Raw genomic sequence first — 19,389 nt, forward strand, 5'->3', positions numbered from 1 at the left:
GATCGAAATTGTTGTTTTTGTGCTTCGAAAGCCAAGGTCATGCTTTATCGGTGATGGCGGCCCTCCTGCTCCAACAGGGCCTGCAAGGTGTCCAGGCGGGCACCTTCGAACGCGATCACGGTGCCCTGTTCAAACACCCGCCGCGCCAGGCCAGTAAGCACCGCGCCTGGTGGCAGTTCGATCTGCAGGCGCACACCACGCTCATAGGCGCTTTGCACGGTGCCGCGCCAATCGACGATGCGGCACATGTTGAAGGCCAGGTCGTCGCGCAGTTGCGCGGGATCACGAATCGGCCGCGCCCGCGTGCTGCTCAGGTAGCTGATGGCCGGCGCCTTGAGCGCGACCTTGGCGAACGCCTCGGCCAGTGTTTGCGCAGGCGTGTCCAGCAGCGCGCAATGGGACGGCACGCTGACGGCCAGGCGCTTGGCCACGACCTGGCCTTTGACGCGATCCGCGACCCGTTGCATGGCTGCATCGCTGCCGGCAATCACGCACTGGTTGTCGGCATTGATATTGGCCAGGTACACCGGTGAATCGGGTCCCTGGACTTCGGCCAGCACATTTTCGACGGTGGATAACTCCAGGCCGATCAGCGCGGTCATGCCGTAGCCCTGTGGATAAGCGCGCTGCATCAGCTCACCGCGCAGGCTGACCAGGCGCAGTGCATCGGCAAACCCCAGGGCGCCGGCGATCACCGCCGCCGGGTAGGCGCCAATGGACAGGCCCGCCACGTAGTCCGGCGTGTGTTGCAACTGACGAGCGTGGGCCACGCCTGCAATCAGCAAGCACAGTTGCACGGCGCGGGTACTGGCCAGGGCCTGTGCCGAATCGAGCTGGCGCACATCTTGCGCCAAGGCCTCGCTGGCTTCGTCGAGGACGCTGGCGGGCAACTGCTGGAGCATGCCCGGGCGCTGGGCGCCTTGCCCTGGGAACACCAAAAGGCTGCTCATACCACCGCCTGCCAAGGGTCACTGACCAGGTGCGCGCCGCTGGCGCTTTTCAGCAGCACCCGCGGCGAAGGGCCGGCCCATTCGCGCAAGGCCACCGCGCCATACGGGGTTTGCAGTTGCAGATCCACGGCACACGGCGCGGTGTCCAGCAGCGCCGCCAGATCCTTGGCATCGCCGCGATCAAGAGGCTCGGGCGTGCGCAACAACAAATCCAGATCGCTCTGGGCATGCAGCGCTTCAATGCCGGTGGCCAACTCGAAACCCGCGCTGCCCGTCACGCCCCAGACTTCGTGCGCCAGCATCGGCCGCAACTGATCGAGGGCGCGCAACGCCGGCAGATCCCGAGGCGAGATCACCTCGCGCAGCGCTTCCGGGGCAACTCGCCGTTGTACCGCTGCTAGGGGCATCAATGCGCCAAAGCGCTGCTCACGCAAACGCCCGCGCACACCCACCGCCACATAGCCCGGTTCGGCCAGCGCCCGGCGCACCACAACGGGCTGCCCGGCACCGATCGCCGCCAGTGCCCAGGCCGGTGCGTCAGCCGGCAGATGCGCCGGGGTCATGCCCCAGAGCAAGTCGTGAGCGTTCACCATTGCTCCCGCAGCAGCTCGCGTACACGGCTGGACGCCGCACGGTTGACGGCGCCCAGGCGCCCGCGCAAATCCCGCACGCCGCTGTTCTGTACGTCCTTGATCGCCTGCTGCAGGCAATCGCTGACCCGCACCAGGTCATCGGCCGTGGGGTGCTCGATCTGGTTGACCGTGAGGGTTTCCCAGAGCAGACCGAGGCTGGCATAGCTGTCGATGTCATAGGCCATGGGCGGCACGCTGGCGGCCAGGGCTTCCAGTTCTTCGACACTGCGCAAGGTGACCCGCGCCGCCGACGCCTTGCCCATGGCGTGCACCATCACCCCAGGGTCGCGCAGGGCAATCAGGCGATTGGCTTGGTAGCCATGGGCAAGAAACGCCCCGGACATGGCCTTGCCCACCAGCAACCCGATCACCGGGTGCCCGGCCAGGCGCGCACGGGCATAACTGTCCGCCGCCGCCGCCAGGGCTTGATGAATCCCCAACGCTTCTTCGCGGCGGCCGTAGGCCTGGCTCGGTACGTCGACGATGGCAATGATCGGGCGTTGATCGCCGCTGGCGATGGCTTCATCCACCGCCTTGGCCAAACCCCAGCCTTCCAGCAAACCCACCTCACCCTGACGCGCCCTTGGGAAGCGGTTGGCGGCATCCGGCACCACCGCGATAAACCGTACGGCTTGCTCGCCAAGCACGCCATCCGCCACTTTCAACGAAGCCGGCAGACCTGCCACCGGCGCCGCACCGGCGCTCAATGCGCTGAACCACTGCAAGCCTCTCATGGGCGTTCTCCCTGATACAGGTCACGAACCGTGGCCGGCTCGATCTGCGGTGCGGCGTCCAGCGCAGCCAGACGCGCCAGGTAATAGTCGGCCTGGCGGCTGCGTTGCGAGGCCGGCAAACCTTGCTGCAACAGTTCACTGATCTGCTGGCGGATCTGCGCCACGTCGTCCGCCACATAGCGGTCGGCCAGGCCGCTGTTGAAGCGCTGCTCGCCGCCGGTCAGGCTCCAGATGAAGGGCCGGTCACGGGAGTCGTATTCTTCAAGGCCGGCTTCCTGTTCGATCACTTGCGGGCCGTTCAAGCCCAGGCGGGCTTCGCGGGTTACCAGCAGGTAACTGCACAGGCCAGCGGCAATCGACATGCCGCCAAAGCAGCCAACACTGCCGGCCACCACGCCGATCACTGGCTGGTACTGGCGCAGGTCGACAATTGCGGCGTGGATATCGGCAATCGCCGCCAGCCCGAGGTTGGCTTCCTGCAAGCGCACACCGCCGGTTTCCAATAGCAGCACAGCGCGGGTGGGGACGCCGTTGCGGTTGTCCTCGGCGGCCAGTTCCAGGGCCCCGGCGATTTTTGCCCCGCCGACTTCACCGAGGCTGCCGCCCTGGAAGTTGCCTTCGATGGCGGCGATCACCAGCGGCAGGCCGTCGAGGGTGCCCTTGGCGATCACCACGCCATCGTCGGCCTGCGGGACCACACCCTGGCGGCTCAGCCACGGCGACATTACGCGTTGGAACGGGTCGATCAGTTCCCGGTAGCTGCCGGCATCCAGCAACGCCTTGGCCCGCTGACGGGCGCCGAGCTCGACGAAGCTGTGTCGGTTGAGTAAGTCAGTCATGGCCAAGCTCCTCGAAACCTTGCTCCAGACGCAAGCGCACCACGCCGGGGGTGGCGCCAAAGTCGTGGATCTGAATGTTCAAGGCCGGCGGTGTCTGTTCCTGGAAAAGCCGCTGGAACAGGTGTTGCCAGCGTTGCTCGGCGCCGTTGACCGAGGTTTGCACCTGGATGCTCAAGGTGCCCGCCGTGCCCGGTTCCAGCAGCACTTCAAGGTCGCCGGAACCGACGCAACCCACCAGCGCACGGCCTTTGGGCGGCTGCCCGGCGGGGAATTCAAAGGATAGGGTTTCCATCAAAACGCTCCGTCGCAAGACTCGATGCGGTCGATAAACAGGCAGGCGGCCAACAGGTCGGCGGCGCCACCGGGGGAGGCATTGAGTGCCAGCAGTTGTTGGTCCAATTCATTGAGGCGCCGCCGCCCGGCCAGGCTTGCACTGCCGCCTGCGTCCAGCACGGCCTGGGCCCCCAGTTGCATGGCCTGCAGGCCATCGGTGCCGGCGCGGTACAGCACGCAGGTATCGGCCAGTTGGGTCATGATCGCCAGCAGCGCATCGAGGCGTGCGTTCTGCTCGCCGTGTTGTTGCGCACGGCTTGCATGCAGTTGCGGCAGGCCCCGTTGCAGCACCGCGGGGAAGCCCAGTTGCGCTTCTTCGCGGGCACCGTGCACACCGTAGCGCTGCGCGACTTGTACGCCATGGCTCAACGGTTGCGGCGCATAGCGGTCGTTGAGCAAGGCCAGGCGCGCGGCGCGCAGGCTCACGGCACTGGCGTTGCGGGAGGTGGGATCCAGCGCGGTGGCAGCCACCAGCAGGCCGAGGGCCCAGATCGCGCCGCGATGGGTGTTCACGCCTTGGGTGGTGATCAGCATCGCTTGCTCACCCTCGCGCCCGATACGGCCCAGGGCTTCGCGCAGTGGCAGGCCGACTTCACCTAACTCGATCGCCGCCTCGGCCATTTCCTTGAACGCCGGCCACAGGGACAGCGCCGAGGCATGCATCAGGCCCAGGTGCAGATCGTTGTGAGCGCCGTTGCCGCGCCGGTCCACCAACGCCGGCTTGGGCGACAGGTCCGCTTCGTCGATCAGCGCGTCGACCGCCAGGTCCGCCAGTTGCTCGGCCAGGGTCAGTGTGTGCAGTTTGAGTGCGTGCATTTACCAGCTCCTGAACTTGGCGGGCGGGTTGTACAGGCCACCGGACCAGTCCACCAGGTCGGCCACGCTTTTGGCCGCCAGCAGTTCGCGGGTGGCGTCGGTGCGGCGGATGCCGAGGTCTTCGGGCAAGGCGATCAGGCCCTCGCGGCGCATGCGCGCGGTGTCCTTGGGGTTGTGGCGCAGGCCGATGGCGGTCACCCCGGCCACCGCCGCGATCATCGCCTGGCGTTCTTCCAGGGAGCGCGCCTTGTACAGGTAGGCGATGCCTTCTTCGGTGAGCAGGTGGGTCACGTCGTCGCCGTAGATCATGATCGGCGCCAGGGGCATGCCGCTTTTGCGCGCCACTTCCACCGCATCCAGGGTTTCGACGAAGGTCGGTTTGCCGCCCTCCTGGAAGGTCTCTACCATTTGCACGACGAGTTTTTTGCCGCGTTCCAGCAGGGCTTCGGGGGCATCGTCGTGGCGCATATCGAGCCAGGCCGGGGTGCCGTGACGGCGCCCCCGCGGGTCGTGGCCCATGTTCGGCGCGCCACCGAACCCGGCCAGCCGGCCGCGGGTCACGGTGGAGGAATGACCGTCGCCATCTACCTGCAAGGTGGCGCCGATAAACAGGTCCACCGCGTATTGGCCAGCCAATTGGCAGAACATCCGGTTGGAGCGCAATGAGCCGTCGCGGCCGGTGAAGAACACATCCGGGCGGGCGGCGATGTAGTGTTCCATGCCCAACTCGGTACCGAAGCAATGCACGCTTTCGACCCAGCCGCTTTCGATGGCGGGAATCAGCGTCGGGTGCGGGTTGAGGGTCCAGTTGCGGCAGATCTTGCCTTTGAGGCCCAGGGACTCGCCGTAGGTCGGCAGGATCAGTTCGATGGCGGCGGTGTTGAAACCAATGCCATGGTTCAGCGACTGCACATTGTGTTTTTCGTAGATGCCACGGATCGCCATCATCGCCATCAGCACATGCACCGGCTTGATATGCCGGGGGTCGCGGGTGAACAGCGGTTCGATGTAGAAGGGCTTGTCGGCCACCACCACAAAATCCACCCAACTGGCCGGGATGTCTACGCGGGGCAAGTCGCTGACGTCGTCCACCAACTGGTTGACCTGGACGATGACGATGCCATCGCTGAAGGCCGCCGGTTCGATCAGCGCCGGGGTGTCTTCGGTACTGGGGCCGGTGTAGATGTTGCCGGCGCGGTCGGCCATAAAGCCGGCGGACAGCACCACGTTGGGGATCAGGTCGACAACCAGCCGTGCATACAATTCGATGTAGGTGTGGATCGCGCCGACTTCCAGCAGGCCGTCTTCGAGCAACTGGCTGATGCGCAGGGATTGGGTGCCGGCGAAGGAAAAGTCGAGCTTGCGCGCGATGCCCTTTTCAAACAGGTCCAGGTGCTCGGAGCGCCCGACGCTGGGCATGATCATGTGCAAGTCGTGGAGCACAGCCGGGTCGGCCTTGGCCAGGGAGCGCGAGAGAAAGTCGGCCTGCTTCTGGTTATTGCCTTCCAGCACCACACGGTCGCCGGGCAGGATCAGGGCTTGCAGGGCCTCGACAATGCGTTCGGTGGGTAACACCACACCATCGGCCAGGGATGCCACCCGCGCCAGACGCCGCTGTTTCTCATCGCGTCGCCGCGTCCAGCGCGAGTCGGGGGTTATTGTTGTTGTCATGATCGCTCCACGGGTTCGCTGTCGTGGGGCTCACCATAGGAGTGAATCGGGGGGGTATCAATCAAGCTCGGCGGCGAACCGTTACGGCTGGAGTAACGATCCGTTCTGTGGGAGCGAGCTTGCTCGCGAAAAACGTCAACGATAATGCAGCGCTATTAGGTAACGCGCGGCGCCCATTCATCCTTCGCGAGCAAGCTCGCTCCTACAACCATTCCATACGCTGGCGCCATACGGTCCAGCCCATGGCGATGCCTGCCACGGTATGAAACCCCAGCACCGCCGCCAGGCTCCAGCTCACCAGCCCCCAAATCGCCTGCACATACACCGGCAGCAGAAACAGCAATAGCCCAAACAACAGGCCCACGCCCCACTGCTCCCACTTCATTGACCGACGCAGGTAGGAAATGAACGCGCAACCCATCGCCGCGACCAGGAACACCAGCAACAAACCCGACACTGCATGCCCCGTCACCACAGGCCAACCGAAGAACCAAAAGAGCAGGCAGAGCGCAGACAAGGCGAGTGAGCACATGAGGATAAACACCAACAGGTATTCAAAGATCCTCAGGCCCCAGCCATGGATGAAGGTGCGGGTCTGTTGAATGTCGGCCTTGCTCGGCCGTCGCGAGATAGCCACCGCCAGCAGGCCCGAGCCCAAGCCGCCCAGGCTCATGACCACCAGATTGATCACAACGACCTTGGGTTCTTTGTATTCGTCACTGAGGGTTTCCAGATACCCCAAGATAAACACCGCGCCCACCGACGAGATCACGAAGCCTGCGAGCTTGCCGCGCCGGGTCGGGAAATTCATCGTCACGCTGGCAGTGAGCGCCAACACCACGACCCACAACAGCAAGGCACCATTAAACGGGCTGGAGTTGTACAACCGGACAAATACGTCAAATAGCCACATTGTGTTGTTGCTTCCACCGAAAGACTCCTCGGGTTATCGGCGGGTTTGCGTGGGGCTTTATCCGAGAAAGCATTTGAGCTGCGCATCCACATTACTCAACAACGCTTGTGTACTGTCGAGTTGCCCTGACGGCTCATGCTCAAGACACCCGCCCGTTGCAGGCGCTCCAGCTCACGGGTCAGGCTGCCCTTGCCCACTTGGGCCCAGCGGGCTATTTCATTGGTGAAAAAGCTCTGTTCAGGTTTGCCAAAAAGCAGGCCCAGGACTTTTTGCTGGGTCACGGTAAACAGGGCTGTGCTGAGGGGCAGGGTTTGCATGGCGACGACCAAAGAGTCCCAAAAAGGGAACGATAGGTCCCTTTTTGGGACTGATCAAGTTTTACGCAGCGGCCGCCGGCGATATCTGCTCCAGCGCGTGCTCGATCAGCAGTTGGCCCCGCTCGATCATTTGTGGGATGGCGCGAAAATTTCGCGGGAAAAATCTAAAGACTGCATCCCCATCAATCATTCCTACAACCTTTTAGGGTTGTTGCTCGGATGTCGCCTCACTAGCCTTTGGGATTTGAATCATCTCACCAGCAGAACATCATGAATCTGACCCTGAAACCCGATACAAGGCCATTGCAGAGTGTGATGTATCACATCACAATCCATCCATGATCGTCAGCTGGAAACACAAGGGGCTCCAGCATTTTTATGAAACAGGATCAACCAAAGGTATCAACGCGGGTCATGCGAAACGCTTGCGTCGTGTGCTGCTGATTCTGGATAGCGCAGGACACCCGAACGAATTGAATCTCCCAGGATGGCGCTTTCATCGTCTCAAAGGCGATCTGCTCGACTACTGTTCCGTCAGCATCAGCGGTAACTGGCGCATCATTTTTCGTATGCTGGATGATCACGTCGAACTGGTTGATTACCTTGACTACCACTGAACAGGGGCACGCACATGGGTATGCACAACCCACCACATCCCGGCGAAATCCTGCTTGAGGATGTGATGCCCAGCCTGGGTATCACCATTACCGAAATGGCCCGGCGGCTCGGCTTTGCCAGGGAAACATTCTCCAGGATCCTGCATGGTCACGCGCCAGTCAGCCCGGACCTTGCCGTGAGGCTGGAGCGGGCAGGCATCAGCAAAGCGCGGTTATGGCTGTCGATGCAAAGCACCTATGATCTTTGGCAAGCGGAGCACCGTGAACAACCGGTGATTGAGCGTTTTGCGCAGATTGAGTAGGGCTAGGCGCCAAGCACAATCCAATGTGGGAGCTGGCTTGCCTGCGATGCAGACGCTTCGGTGTGTCAGTTAAACCGAGGGGATGCTATCGCAGGCAAGCCAGCTCCCACACAAGCCCGCTCCCACACTGGATCTTCAGAGGTGCTGAGAACGGGTGTTCAGGCCAGGCCAGCCTCGACCAGCAGCGCTTCCAATCCCATCAGGTCCGGCACTTTCGCCACATGCTCGCCGACCTGTACCGCCGCCAGTTCCAGCGGCGATAGAGGCACGTCCACGTAACTCAACTGGCTGTCGAGCTTGTAGGAACGGGGAATGCCCTGGATCACCAGGGCAATGAACTTCAATGTGGGCCGCCCGCCCAGGGCGTTGAGCACGACGATCCGCGCGCGCTCGCTGACAATACTGGTGCCACCGCAGGCCGCTTCAAAGCTGATCAGCGGCAGGTGCTGGTCGCGCCAGGTCACTTGCCGCAGGTACCACGGTGGTGCGTCGCTGGCCGGTTCGCCGCGCTGGAAGTCGATCAGCTCGGCCACCGCGACGTTGGGTAGCAACAGGTGGCGGTCGGCCAGGGGCAGCAGCAAGCCGGTGAGTTGACTGGTGCGGTGGTCAAGCATGTTTCGGGCTCCAGTAGGCGATGCTTTCGAGCAACACCGACTCTTGATAGGGCTTGCCGAGGTAGTCGTTGACGCCGATCGCCATGGCCCGGTCGCGGTGTTTCTGGCCGGTGCGGGAGGTGATCATGATGATCGGCAGGCGCTTGAGCCGCGGGTCGTTGCGCACCTGGATCGCCACTTCAAAACCATCCATGCGCGGCATTTCGATATCCAGCAACATCAGGTCCGGGGTGTGTTCCTCGAGCAAGGCGATGGCGTCGATGCCGTCCTTGGCGGTCAGCACGTTCATGCCATTGCGCTCCAGCAAGCGGCTGGTGACTTTGCGCACGGTCACCGAGTCGTCCACCACCAGCACCAGCAAGCGCTGTTTTTTCTGCGGCTCGTTGACCGCCAGCACGCTGTCTGCCGCCTGGGCCGGCAAGGCCGGGGCCAGGGCGCGGATATGCGCCAGCAGGTCGATGATCAATACCACCCGGCCATCGCCCAGGATGGTCGCCCCGGACAGCCCTTGCACCGCCGCAAACTGCGGGCCCAGGCCCTTGACCACGATTTCGCGGGTGCCGGCCATGTCGTCCACCTGCACCGCAATATGCCGCTCGTTGCATTGCATCAGCAGCACCGGCAGCGGCTGGTTTTGCCCCAGCAGCTTGGGCCGGGCCACGGTGTGCAGCAACTCGCCCAGGTAATACAACTCGTAGCGCTGGCCCGCGTATTCATACACCGGCGGATCCAGTTGGTAGTGCCCCTCCAGCTCATTGGGCAATACGCGCACCAGGCCCTGGATGGTGTTCAGCGGAATCGCGTACTGGTCCTCCGCACACTGCACCATCAACGCCCGGTTGACCGACACGGTAAACGGCAGGCGAATACGAAAATGCACGCCCACGCCCGGCGTAGAGTCAATGAACATGCTGCCGCCCAACTGGCGCACTTCTTCGTGCACCACGTCCATGCCCACGCCACGCCCGGAAATCTGGGTGATTTTTTCGGCGGTGGAGAACCCTGGCTGCAAGATGAACTGCAACACATCGCGGTCGCTGATCTCCATTTCCGGGTCCAACAGGCCGCGCTTGATCGCCTTGCGCCGCACTGCATCCAGTGGCACGCCGGCGCCGTCGTCGCGCATATCGAAGATGATGTCGCCGCCTTCGTGGCTCAGGTCCAGGGTGATCCGGCCCTTCTCCGGCTTGCCCGCCAACAGCCGTGCATCCCGCGACTCCAGGCCATGGTCGACGGCGTTGCGCAGCATATGCTCCAGGGGCGCCGCCATGCGCTCCAGCACGTTGCGGTCCATCTCGCCCTCGGCATTGCCGACGACGAATTCCACATCCTTGCCCAGCTCACCGGCCACCTGCCGCACGATGCGCTTGAGGCGCGGCAGCATGCGTTCGAACGGCACCATGCGCGTGCGCATCAGGCCTTCTTGCAACTCGGTGTTGATGCGCGCCTGTTGCTGCAACAGGTTCTGCGCGTCCTGGTTACGCTGGTCGAGGGTTTCCTTGAGGTCCAGCAAGTCCGAGGCCGACTCGGACAACGCGCGGGACAACTGTTGCAACTGGGAATGGCGATCCATTTCCAGTGGGTCGAATTCTTCGTAGCCCAGGCGCTCGGTTTCGGCGTGCTGGCGGCTGACGATCCGCCCCTGGGTCTCGGTTTCGAGGCGACGCAGTTGGTCGCGCATGCGCTCGATGGTGGTTTGCACCTCGGTGAGGGCGCTGCGGGCGTCGTTGACCTGCTGCTCGATACGCCCACGGAAAATCGAGGTTTCACCGGCGAGGTTGACCAGGTCATCCAGTAGCTCGGCGGATATTTTCACCATGTCCGCGCCCGGCTCGCTGGCCGCTGGCGCTTCGGGTTTGCCGGCGGGCATCGCGACCGGGGCAGCCTGGGTTTCGGTGGGCTGGACCAGGCTCTTGATGCGCTCGATCAGACGCTCTACGGAGCCGACCGGCAACCCCGCTGCCACCGCCTCGACCATCTGTGCCAGGCGGTCGTGGCAGCCTTGCAACAATGCAAACAGCTCGGCCGTGGGCGCCAGCAGCCCCGCCGAAAGGCCTTCGTAGAGAAACTCCAGTTCGTGGGCCAGGTCGCCGATGGGCGCAATTTCGACCATACGCGCCCCGCCCTTGAGGGTATGCAGGTCGCGCAGCAAGGTCTCGACCTCCTGGCGGTTCTGCGGCTCGGCCTGCCAACGCAGCAGCGCCGCGCCGGAGCTGTCGAGGATATCGGCCGCTTCTTCGAGGAAGATATCCAGCAGTTCGGGATCGCTGCCTGCACCCTGCGCCTCAGGCGCTACGGGCACAGTTACTGGCGCCGCGTTCTGGCGCACATCGCGCAAACGGTTGATCAAGGCGCTGGAGTCACTCAACGGTTGCTGCTCTTGCAACTGCTCCAGTTGCAAGGCCAGGTGTTCATGGCTGTCCATCAACACTTGGGCCATTTCAGCGGAGTAGCTATAGCGCCGGTCCACCAGGCCTTCGTAAAGGGTTTCCAGTTCCTGGGCCAGATCGCCCACCGGACCGATTTCGGCCATGCGCGCGCCGCCGCGCAGGGTGTGCAGGTCGCGCTGCAGGGACGACAGCGGTGCCACGCCGTCGGGGTCCAGCAACCAGCGCTTGAGGGACTGCCCGGCGCTGTCGAGGATATCGACCGCTTCCTCAAGGAAGATCTCGACGATCTCATCGTCCACCGCCCAGTCCTGTTGCAACTGTGTGGTGGCCGCGCCCAGTTCGGCAATGCTCAGGGCGCGACTGCCATCACTTTTGATCAGGCCGGTGGCGCTGGGGTCGAGCCCTTCATCGAGCAGCTCGCGCAAGGCTTTCATGCGCGCCGGCGCCGGGCTGACTTCCTGGCCGGCGGCCAGTTGGTCGAGCATGTTGATCAGGGCTTCATGGGCCAGCTCGGCCTCATGGAAAAACCGCTCGCTGACTGCCAGGCTGCTCTCTTCCACCGCGCCATACAGGTCGAGCAACGCTTCGCACAGCTCATCCATCGGGTGCAGGTCGGCCAGGTGTGCGCCCTCGCCCAGGGTGGTCAACTCGTCCAGCAATGCGCTGAGTTCCTGGCGCTCGCCGGGGTGTTGCTGCCAGCGCCGCAGCAGGCTTTCGGCGTCCAGCAGGATGTCCATGCCCTGGGCCAGGAAATTGCTGATCAACTGTGGGTCGCGCTTGACCCGCAGGCCCTCGCTCGGGGCGTTGAGGAAGGCTTCAAGCTGGCTGTCGAGACGCGCCTGGGTGCGCTCGATCAACGACTGCGCGCCGTCGATGGGTGCCAGGGGATCACTGTCCAACTGGCGCAAGCCGCGCTGGAACAGGGCTTCACCCTCCAGCAGCAGGTCGATTTCATCCAGGTCCAGCGCCAGGCGATGGGCCTTGTACTCACGGGTCAGATGGTCCAACGGCCGCGCCAGCTCGGCGATGGGCAGGACGCCCGCCATGTAGGCGCTGCCCTTGAGGGTATGCAACGCACGTTGCAGTTCATCGCTGACGTGCAGCGGCATCTGTTCGGTGGCCTGGTGCAAAAACCGATTGAGGCTGTCCAGGTGGCTCAACGCTTCGTTGCGGAAGATCTCCAGCAGCAGCGGGTCGAGCGTGCTGTCCTCCGGTTCCACGGCAGGCGGTAACGGCGCGCCACTGGCCAGGGCATGGGCGCGTGCGGCAAGCAGGTCGACATCATCGCGCTGGCGCTGGGCATCGGCGGCGAACTCGGCAATCAATGCCGGCAGCAGCAGCAATACATCATCCAGTACGGCCTGGACTTCGGCGCCCGGCGCGACCACCCGCTCCAGCACGCGGTTAAGCAGGTTTTCCACGGCCCACGCCAGTTCCGCCAACACCAGGGCACGCACCATACGCCCGCTGCCCTTGAGGGTATGGAAGGCGCGGCGCATGTCGCTCAGGGCGGTCTTGTCTTCGAGGCTGACGGCGCCTTGGGGTATAAGGCGCTGCAGCACTTCCAGCACTTCGGCGGTTTCCTCGAGGAACACTTCGCGCAGTTCATCGTCCACCGACTCTTCGTCGGCCGGCGGCGGCAGCAGGCTGCCCGGGCGCTGCAGGGCCGGCGGGTTGAGACGTGGGGTCGGGCTGGCCAGGGCCTGCGCCAGTGTCTGGGAATCGGCCGGCAACTCATCGTGTGGTGCCGAGCGTTCCTGGCGCCAGGCTTGTTGCGCTGGCACGGGTGCATAACCTAGGGCCGCGAGCCCTTCAAAGGCGATGTCCAGCACCCGCTCGCCCGGGGCATCCGGGTCCTGCAGCATGCGCTCCAGGTAGTGTTCCAGGCTGGTGAGCACATCGGCGCAATGTTCAAGCTGCGCCGCCGGCGGCGCCGTGTCATGGCCCATCCACTGTTCATCGACGTAAATCTTGAAGCCACGCACCAGGCCCGCCGCGCGCGGCAGCGGGATCATCGCCAGGGCACCGCGCACCTGGGTCAGCAGTTGCGGCAGGGATTCCAGGCGCTGCGTATCCCACTGCGCCTCCAGGCAGTCGATGACCAACTCCCGCGCCTGCTTGAGGCACTGGCATGACTCCTTGATCACCAACTGGTGGATCTGGGTCAGGTCGGTGGTGGGCAGGCGGCTGTCTTCACGGTTTTGCGGTTCGACGGTGCCCACCATCCCGGCCAGGGTCGCTTCGACATAGAGCAACGCCCCGGCCACATCCATCAGCACCGCATCATTGGGTTCGCGCTGCCCCTGGGCCAGGCCCTGGACCACCGCCAGCTGGTCGATGATCACTTTGCGCGGCTGGCCAAACCCCAATACCGCCAGGGTATCGGCGATCTGGCGCAACGGCGCCAGCAGGCTGTCCAGGGCAGAGATGTGCTGGCGGTCGCTGCGCACAAACAGGTCCAGACGTTCCTTGACCCGCACCAACTCTTCACACAGCGCGCCGAGCACCGAGCCCATGGCGTTGCGGTCCGGGCCGGCCAGGCGCGCGCGCTCGGCATCGACCACGGTGCTGTCGGGCAAGGCTTCATCCAGGCCGTAGCGTTCCTTGAGGCTTTGCATGCGCGGCGTCGGCCGGGTGACTTTGGCGATGTAAAACAGCAGGCTCTTGAGCAGTTGATCCGGCGCCGGGGTGTTGATCCCTTCGATGCCCTGGATCTGCAGGCGCTTGAGTACCTTGTCGCAGCTCTTGAGCAGGCTGCGCAACGCCGGGCTATTGGCGATAACGCCGGTGAGCATGCCTTCGGCCAAGGCCGAGGTAACTTGCCACAACGCCAGCAACGGCGCGCCATGGCACAGCGCTTCGAGTTGGGCAAAGACCCGCGCCATGTCTTCCAGGTTGCTGGGGCCGTGGTCCTCACGCAGTAGCCCGGCCAACCCTTGTTGCAGCATTTGCCGCCACTGCTGCAGTTGCTCGGCAAAATCGGCCGGCGCACGCTGGGCCAGGGCATCCTCGGGCAACGGCGCGATCACCAGCAGTTGCGGGCTGAACAGGCTGGTTTCCGAGAGCAGGCTTTTGCCGTGCACGCTGCGCAGGTCATTGAGCAGCGGCAACACCACCAGCGGCAGGTCGCGCCGCGCACTGTGCACACGGTCCAGGTACAGCGGCAGCTGCCCGAGGGCCTGTTGCAGCAAACGAATGCCTTCTTCACGCTGGCTGACCCGCCCCGCTTGCAGGGCCTGGGCCAGGTGCTCCATTTCTTCGGCGAGCAGTGCCGCGCCGTAGAACTCGACCATCTGCAGGGCGCCGTGGACCTGGTGAATGCCCGCAAGGCACTGCGCGAGGGCCGCATCGCTGGAGTCGTCGGTGTAGGCGTCCAGCGCCGCACGGGCCTGTTTCAGGGTGTCGGCGATCTCGCCCTTGACCCATTCGAGGGCGACGTAGTCGTGCCGGTCAACCATAACGACTCCCGTCTGAATGGGTGAAAAGTGAGAATCCATGTGGGAGCGGGCTTGCTCGCGAAAGCGCTGGGTCAGTCGGCACATTAGGTGACTGACCCAGCGCTTTCGCGAGCAAGCCCGCTCCCACATTTAGATTGCGGTGGTTTTGGGGGCGCATGTCATTCATGGGTCTTGCGCACGGGCGGCAAGGTGAAACCCGATACCGAACGGCGCAACTGGCTGGCCATTTTGGCCAGGTTGCCGATGCTCTCGGCGGTGGCCGTGGAGCCCGATGAGGTCTGGCTGGTGATCTGCTGGATCACGTTCATGGTCAGGGAGATCTGCCCCGCCGACGAGGTTTGCTGCTGCGCGGCGTTGGAGATGCTCTGGATCAGCGCGGCCAGGGTCTTGGACACCCCTTCGATTTCTTCCAGGGCCACTCCGGCGTCCTGGGCCAGCCGCGCGCCACGCACCACTTCGGTGGTGGTCTGCTCCATGGAGATCACGGCTTCGTTGGTATCGGTCTGGATCGCCCGCACCAGGTTCTCGATCTGCCGGGTGGCCGCCGACGAGCGTTCGGCCAGGCGTTGCACTTCGTCGGCCACCACTGCAAAGCCGCGCCCGGCATCGCCGGCCATGCTCGCCTGGATCGCGGCGTTGAGGGCGAGGATGTTGGTCTGCTCGGCAATGTCGTCGATCAGGCTGACGATATCGCCAATCTCCTGGGATGACTCGCCCAGGCGTTTGATGCGCTTGGCGGTGTCCTGGATCTGTTCGCGAATGTTGTCCATGCCGTGGATGGTGTTGTGCACCACCTCGTTGCCCTTGTTGGCGATCTCCACCGACCGTTCGGCCACGGCCGAGGACTCGGCGGCATTGGCCGACACCTGGTCGATGGATTGGGCCATCTGATTGATCGCGGTGGAGGCTTCGGCGATCTGCTGGGCCTGGTGTTCCGAGGCCTGGGCCAGGTGCATGGCGGTAGCCTGGGTTTCCTGCACGGCGCCAGCCACTTCACCGGCGGTGAGGTTGATGGTCGCCACCAGGTCGCGCAACTGGTCCACCGAATAGTTGATGGAATCGGCGATGGTGCCGGTGAAGTCTTCAGTCACCGAGGCGGTCACGGTGAGGTCGCCGTCGGCCAGGTCTTCGATTTCGTCCAGCAGGCGCATGATCGCGTTCTGGTTGCGTTCGTTTTTCTCGGCGGTTTCGCGCAGTTGGCGATTGGTTTCGCGCACCATCACCAGGCCGATCAGGATGATTGACGCCAGCGCCAGCAAGCCCAGGACATAGCCGCCGATGGTGTCGAGGGTGCGCCCGCCCGCCAGGTTTTCAAAACCGGTGGCCAGGTGCGAAGCCTCATCGAGCAGGGTTTGCGAGAGGCTGAAGATATTGCTCGCCGAGGCGCGCACCTGGAACAGTTGCGGCGATGTTTCGAGGATTTCATCCACGGAGCCCGAGACAAACTCGAACAGCTCGGCAATCTCCGCCAGGCGCGCACGGGCGTCGGGGTCTTGCACCTCGCTGATCTTCAGGCCAGCGCTGCCCTGGAGCATGCCGGCCAGGACCTGGCCAAAACGGTTGGCATCGCGGCCAAAGGCGTCGGCGGCCTTGACCGCCGTGTCATCCCCGGCCAGCACCGTGTTGACTGCTCCCAAAATGCGCTCGGCCAACAACGATTGGCGCTGGGCCACGGCCACCTGGCTGGCAGGTGCACCGCGCTGCAGCAGGATCTCGACTACCTTTTCCGACTCCAGCTGCAATTGCGGCACGGTTTCGGCCAGGGTCGCCGCCACTTGATGCAAGGACAGCACCGTCTGCTCACTGGCCAGGATCACATCGGTGTTCTTCAGCAAGGCTTCCCAATCATGCTGCACGGCGCGCATTTCGCTGCGCACGGCACTGGGCGCGGCGGGCAGGCCGGTGGCCGGGTCGCCTTTTTTCAGGTAGCCCCAGCGCTGGGCAAAATCATTACGCGCCTCGCTCAATAGCCTGAACGCGGCGGCCTTGCCGGCCGCCGCCTCGGTGGCGTTCTTGGCAATGCGCTGGGACAGCACCCGCAGCTCGCCGGCGTGGCCGATGTACTGCTTGTCATAGGTGGACTGGGTGTTGAGGTACGCGAAGTTGGCGAACAGCAGCATGATGAAGATGATCAGCGCAATAAACAGCACGATGATCTGCGAACGGCTACGGGAGGCTTCCTGCGGTTTGACGGGCGTGGCGGTGCTCATGCGGCAACATCCAGAAAGCCCGGGGCCTGGGCCAGGGCGAAAGGGCTGAAGACCTGCCACAGCGGCTCGCCGCTGAACTGGCCTTGGATAAATGCAGCGCTGGCGGCGGGCACACTGGCGGATACCGGGCGCAACAGGTCCTGGGCAAAATGCTGCAGGCCGACCACTTCATCCACCAACAGGCCGACAAAGGTGTCTTCGTGTTCAATCACCAGCACCCGGCGCTGCTTGCGTGAGGTCGACAGCTCATAGCCGAAAAACCCGCACAGGTTGATCACCGGCAGCAAGCGCCCGCGCAGGTTGGCCACGCCCCGGACCCAAGGCTTGACCCCGGGCATCAGGGTGCAACGCGGCTCATGCAGCACTTCGGCAACTTCGCCCATGGGCGCTACATACCAATGCCCGCCCAGGCGAAAGCCGATGCCGCTCCAACTGTGCGAGCGGGTTTCCTGGGACGGCAGGTCAGCGGCCAGCAGGCGGCAGCGGCGGTCGATGTCCAGCAGCAGCTCAAAGGCAGTTTGCGACTCGGTCATGGGAGCGTGCCGTCAGGGTTTGAGCACCGAGTTCAGGACTTCGATCAGCTTGTCTTCTTCCACCGGCTTGGTCAGGTACGCCTTGGCGCCCTGGCGTGCGCCCCAGATCTTGTCGGTTTCCTGGTCTTTGGTGGTGACGATGATGATCGGGATGCCGTTGGTTTCCGGCTCCTTGGACAACTGGCGCGTGGCCTGGAAGCCATTGAGGCCGGGCATGACGATGTCCATCAACACCGCATCGGGTTTTTCCTGGCGGGCCAGGGCCACGCCGTCGGCGCCATTTTCGGCCTTGAGGACCTGGTGCCCGTGCTTTTCCAGCATGCCGGTCAGTTTGTACATTTCAGTCGGCGAATCGTCGACGATCAGAACGCGTGCCATGGTTTTCCCCACTACATTGGTTGACGCAAGCCCTGGGGGCTGGGTCAATGTGCTTGTTCTACTGCGGCGAAACCCGGCACATAGGCCTTGATCGCACTCAGCAGTTCTTCCTTGCTGAAAGGCTTGGTCAAAAATTGATCGACGCCGACGATGCGCCCCTTGGCCTTGTCGAACAGGCCATCCCTGGACGACAGCATGATCACCGGGATGTCCTTGAACGCCGGGTTGTTCTTGACCAGGGCGCAGGTCTGATAGCCATCCAGGCGCGGCATCATGATGTCGACAAAGATGATGTGCGGGTGATGGTCAACGATCCTGGCCAGGGCATCAAAACCGTCGATGGCCGTGATGACTTCGCACCCTACGTTCTTCAACAGCGTTTCAGCGGTGCGGCGAATCGTTTTCGAATCGTCGATCACCATCACTTTCAAGGCGTTGGAATGCTGTTCCATATCTGCTCTACCATCGCCACAGCGAATCGGTTTTCGGTGTGTACTGCCGGATGCTGCCTGGGACGAGCGCCAAAACCCTTGCCGTGCAAGGGCCGACACGCCATGGCAGCCTTTTTAGCACAGACTGGGGAGGCAATCTATCGGCCGACCGGCAAGGTGGTTTTTCCTTGACCCACAACAGCCGCAGCGCCACTCTGACGCCACTTTTATGCGCCCTTATTTGCTAGAGGAAATCCCCCATGAGCGTTCGCGTCGGCATTGTCATGGACCCTATCGCCAGCATTTCCTATAAAAAGGATAGCTCGCTGGCCATGCTGCTGGCCGCCCAGGCCCGCGGCTGGACCCTGTTCTATATGGAACAGCGCGACCTTTACCAGGGCGACGGCGAAGCGCGGGCGCGGATGCGTCCCCTGCAGGTGTTCGCCAACCCTGAAAAGTGGTTTGAACTGCAAGACGAGATCGACAGCCCCCTGAGCGACCTGGACGTGATCCTGATGCGCAAGGATCCGCCGTTCGACATGGAGTTCGTCTACTCCACCTACCTGCTGGAGCAGGCCGAGCGTGCCGGTGTGCTGATCGTCAACAAGCCCCAGAGCCTGCGCGACTGCAACGAGAAGTTGTTCGCCACGCTGTTCCCGCAGTGCACGCCGCCCACCGTGGTCAGCCGCCGCGCCGACGTGCTGCGTGAATTTGCCGCCAAGCACGGCGATGTGATCCTCAAGCCGCTGGACGGCATGGGCGGCACCTCGATCTTCCGTCACCGCGCAGGCGACCCCAATCTGTCGGTGATCCTTGAGACCCTGACGGCCCTGGGCACCCAGCAGATCATGGGCCAGGCCTACCTGCCGGCGATCAAGGATGGCGACAAGCGCATCCTGATGATCGACGGCGAGCCGGTGGATTACTGCCTGGCACGTATCCCGGCGGCCGGCGAGACCCGTGGCAACCTCGCGGCGGGTGGGCGTGGCGAGGCCCGTCCGCTGAGCGACAAGGACCGCTGGATCGCCGCCCAGGTTGGCCCGACCCTGCGGGAGAAAGGCCTGCTGTTCGTAGGACTTGACGTAATTGGTGAGCACCTCACGGAAATCAACGTCACCAGCCCGACCTGTATCCGCGAAATAGACAACGCGTTCGGCACCAACATCGGCGAAATGCTCATGGCAGCGATTGCCGACAAGCTACAAGCCAAGTGACATAGAACAGCCGGAGGTCAGCCAACATTGCGCTATC

General features: G+C 63.6%; 17 protein-coding genes and 1 pseudogene. 3 read left to right on the forward strand and 15 right to left on the reverse strand.

Annotation, left to right across the window (positions count from 1 at the left end; translation table 11 throughout):
* Positions 1–44: 44 nt before the first annotated feature.
* From mdcH to BHC62_RS00365, 9 genes and pseudogenes are all read right to left on the reverse strand, one after another.
* Positions 45–950, reverse strand: coding sequence for a malonate decarboxylase subunit epsilon (mdcH, locus tag BHC62_RS00325; RefSeq protein WP_070993964.1), 906 nt, complete (start codon positions 948–950; stop codon positions 45–47).
* Positions 947–1,543, reverse strand: a complete 597-nt coding sequence (locus BHC62_RS00330; RefSeq protein ID WP_070993965.1) for a malonate decarboxylase holo-ACP synthase — start codon at positions 1,541–1,543, stop codon at positions 947–949. The genes mdcH and BHC62_RS00330 overlap by 4 nt, the downstream gene beginning before the upstream one ends.
* Complete coding sequence (gene mdcE / locus BHC62_RS00335) at positions 1,537–2,316, reverse strand: biotin-independent malonate decarboxylase subunit gamma (protein ID WP_070993966.1); 780 nt, start codon at positions 2,314–2,316, stop codon at positions 1,537–1,539. Before mdcE ends, BHC62_RS00330 begins: the two co-directional genes overlap by 7 nt.
* On the reverse strand, positions 2,313–3,155 hold the full coding sequence (locus BHC62_RS00340; protein WP_070993967.1) for a biotin-independent malonate decarboxylase subunit beta: 843 nt from the start codon (positions 3,153–3,155) through the stop codon (positions 2,313–2,315). The genes mdcE and BHC62_RS00340 overlap by 4 nt, the downstream gene beginning before the upstream one ends.
* Positions 3,148–3,447, reverse strand: a complete 300-nt coding sequence (locus tag BHC62_RS00345) for a malonate decarboxylase subunit delta (protein ID WP_029300430.1) — start codon at positions 3,445–3,447, stop codon at positions 3,148–3,150. Before BHC62_RS00345 ends, BHC62_RS00340 begins: the two co-directional genes overlap by 8 nt.
* The gene (locus BHC62_RS00350; protein WP_070993968.1) at positions 3,447–4,304 is read right to left on the reverse strand and encodes a triphosphoribosyl-dephospho-CoA synthase; all 858 of its coding nucleotides are present in this window, start codon (positions 4,302–4,304) and stop codon (positions 3,447–3,449) included. The genes BHC62_RS00345 and BHC62_RS00350 overlap by 1 nt, the downstream gene beginning before the upstream one ends.
* Entirely contained in the window at positions 4,305–5,975 is a 1,671-nt protein-coding gene (gene mdcA / locus BHC62_RS00355) for a malonate decarboxylase subunit alpha (RefSeq protein WP_029300435.1), read from the reverse strand.
* A gap of 202 nt (positions 5,976–6,177) precedes the next feature.
* Entirely contained in the window at positions 6,178–6,888 is a 711-nt protein-coding gene (locus BHC62_RS00360) for a hypothetical protein (RefSeq protein ID WP_070993969.1), read from the reverse strand.
* A 113-nt stretch (positions 6,889–7,001) separates the two neighbouring features.
* Positions 7,002–7,205 (reverse strand): annotated as a pseudogene (locus tag BHC62_RS00365) (transcriptional regulator); the annotation flags it as partial.
* Positions 7,206–7,543: 338 nt separating this feature from the next.
* Between BHC62_RS00365 and BHC62_RS00370 the strand changes: the two are divergent.
* Entirely contained in the window at positions 7,544–7,822 is a 279-nt protein-coding gene (locus BHC62_RS00370; RefSeq protein WP_070993970.1) for a type II toxin-antitoxin system RelE/ParE family toxin, read from the forward strand.
* A gap of 14 nt (positions 7,823–7,836) precedes the next feature.
* Positions 7,837–8,124 carry a HigA family addiction module antitoxin gene (locus BHC62_RS00375; protein WP_029300442.1) on the forward strand — a complete coding sequence of 96 codons (288 nt, stop codon included), beginning with the start codon at positions 7,837–7,839 and terminating at the stop codon, positions 8,122–8,124.
* A 158-nt stretch (positions 8,125–8,282) separates the two neighbouring features.
* Here the strand turns inward: BHC62_RS00375 and BHC62_RS00380 are convergent, their stop codons facing one another.
* From BHC62_RS00380 to pilG, 6 genes are all read right to left on the reverse strand, one after another.
* Positions 8,283–8,738 (reverse strand): chemotaxis protein CheW, encoded by a 456-nt coding sequence (locus BHC62_RS00380; RefSeq protein WP_029300444.1) that lies wholly within the window; start codon positions 8,736–8,738, stop codon positions 8,283–8,285.
* Positions 8,731–14,586 (reverse strand): Hpt domain-containing protein, encoded by a 5,856-nt coding sequence (locus tag BHC62_RS00385; RefSeq protein ID WP_070993971.1) that lies wholly within the window; start codon positions 14,584–14,586, stop codon positions 8,731–8,733. The genes BHC62_RS00380 and BHC62_RS00385 overlap by 8 nt, the downstream gene beginning before the upstream one ends.
* Positions 14,587–14,744: 158 nt before the next feature.
* Entirely contained in the window at positions 14,745–16,796 is a 2,052-nt protein-coding gene (locus BHC62_RS00390; RefSeq protein WP_070993972.1) for a methyl-accepting chemotaxis protein, read from the reverse strand.
* Positions 16,793–17,329, reverse strand: a complete 537-nt coding sequence (locus tag BHC62_RS00395) for a chemotaxis protein CheW (RefSeq protein WP_070993973.1) — start codon at positions 17,327–17,329, stop codon at positions 16,793–16,795. The genes BHC62_RS00390 and BHC62_RS00395 overlap by 4 nt, the downstream gene beginning before the upstream one ends.
* A 12-nt stretch (positions 17,330–17,341) precedes the next feature.
* On the reverse strand, positions 17,342–17,707 hold the full coding sequence (gene pilH / locus BHC62_RS00400) for a twitching motility response regulator PilH (protein ID WP_029300454.1): 366 nt from the start codon (positions 17,705–17,707) through the stop codon (positions 17,342–17,344).
* 44 nt (positions 17,708–17,751) lie between these two features.
* The gene (gene pilG, locus BHC62_RS00405) at positions 17,752–18,159 is read right to left on the reverse strand and encodes a twitching motility response regulator PilG (RefSeq protein ID WP_029300456.1); all 408 of its coding nucleotides are present in this window, start codon (positions 18,157–18,159) and stop codon (positions 17,752–17,754) included.
* 239 nt (positions 18,160–18,398) lie between these two features.
* On the opposite strand from pilG, the gene gshB reads away from it, so the two are divergent.
* The gene (gene gshB / locus BHC62_RS00410) at positions 18,399–19,352 is read left to right on the forward strand and encodes a glutathione synthase (protein WP_029300457.1); all 954 of its coding nucleotides are present in this window, start codon (positions 18,399–18,401) and stop codon (positions 19,350–19,352) included.
* The last annotated feature ends 37 nt before the right edge of the window (positions 19,353–19,389 follow it).

Origin of the sequence: Pseudomonas sp. 06C 126 (genome assembly GCF_001855215.1) — a bacterium.
Lineage (GTDB): Bacteria > Pseudomonadota > Gammaproteobacteria > Pseudomonadales > Pseudomonadaceae > Aquipseudomonas > Aquipseudomonas proteolytica.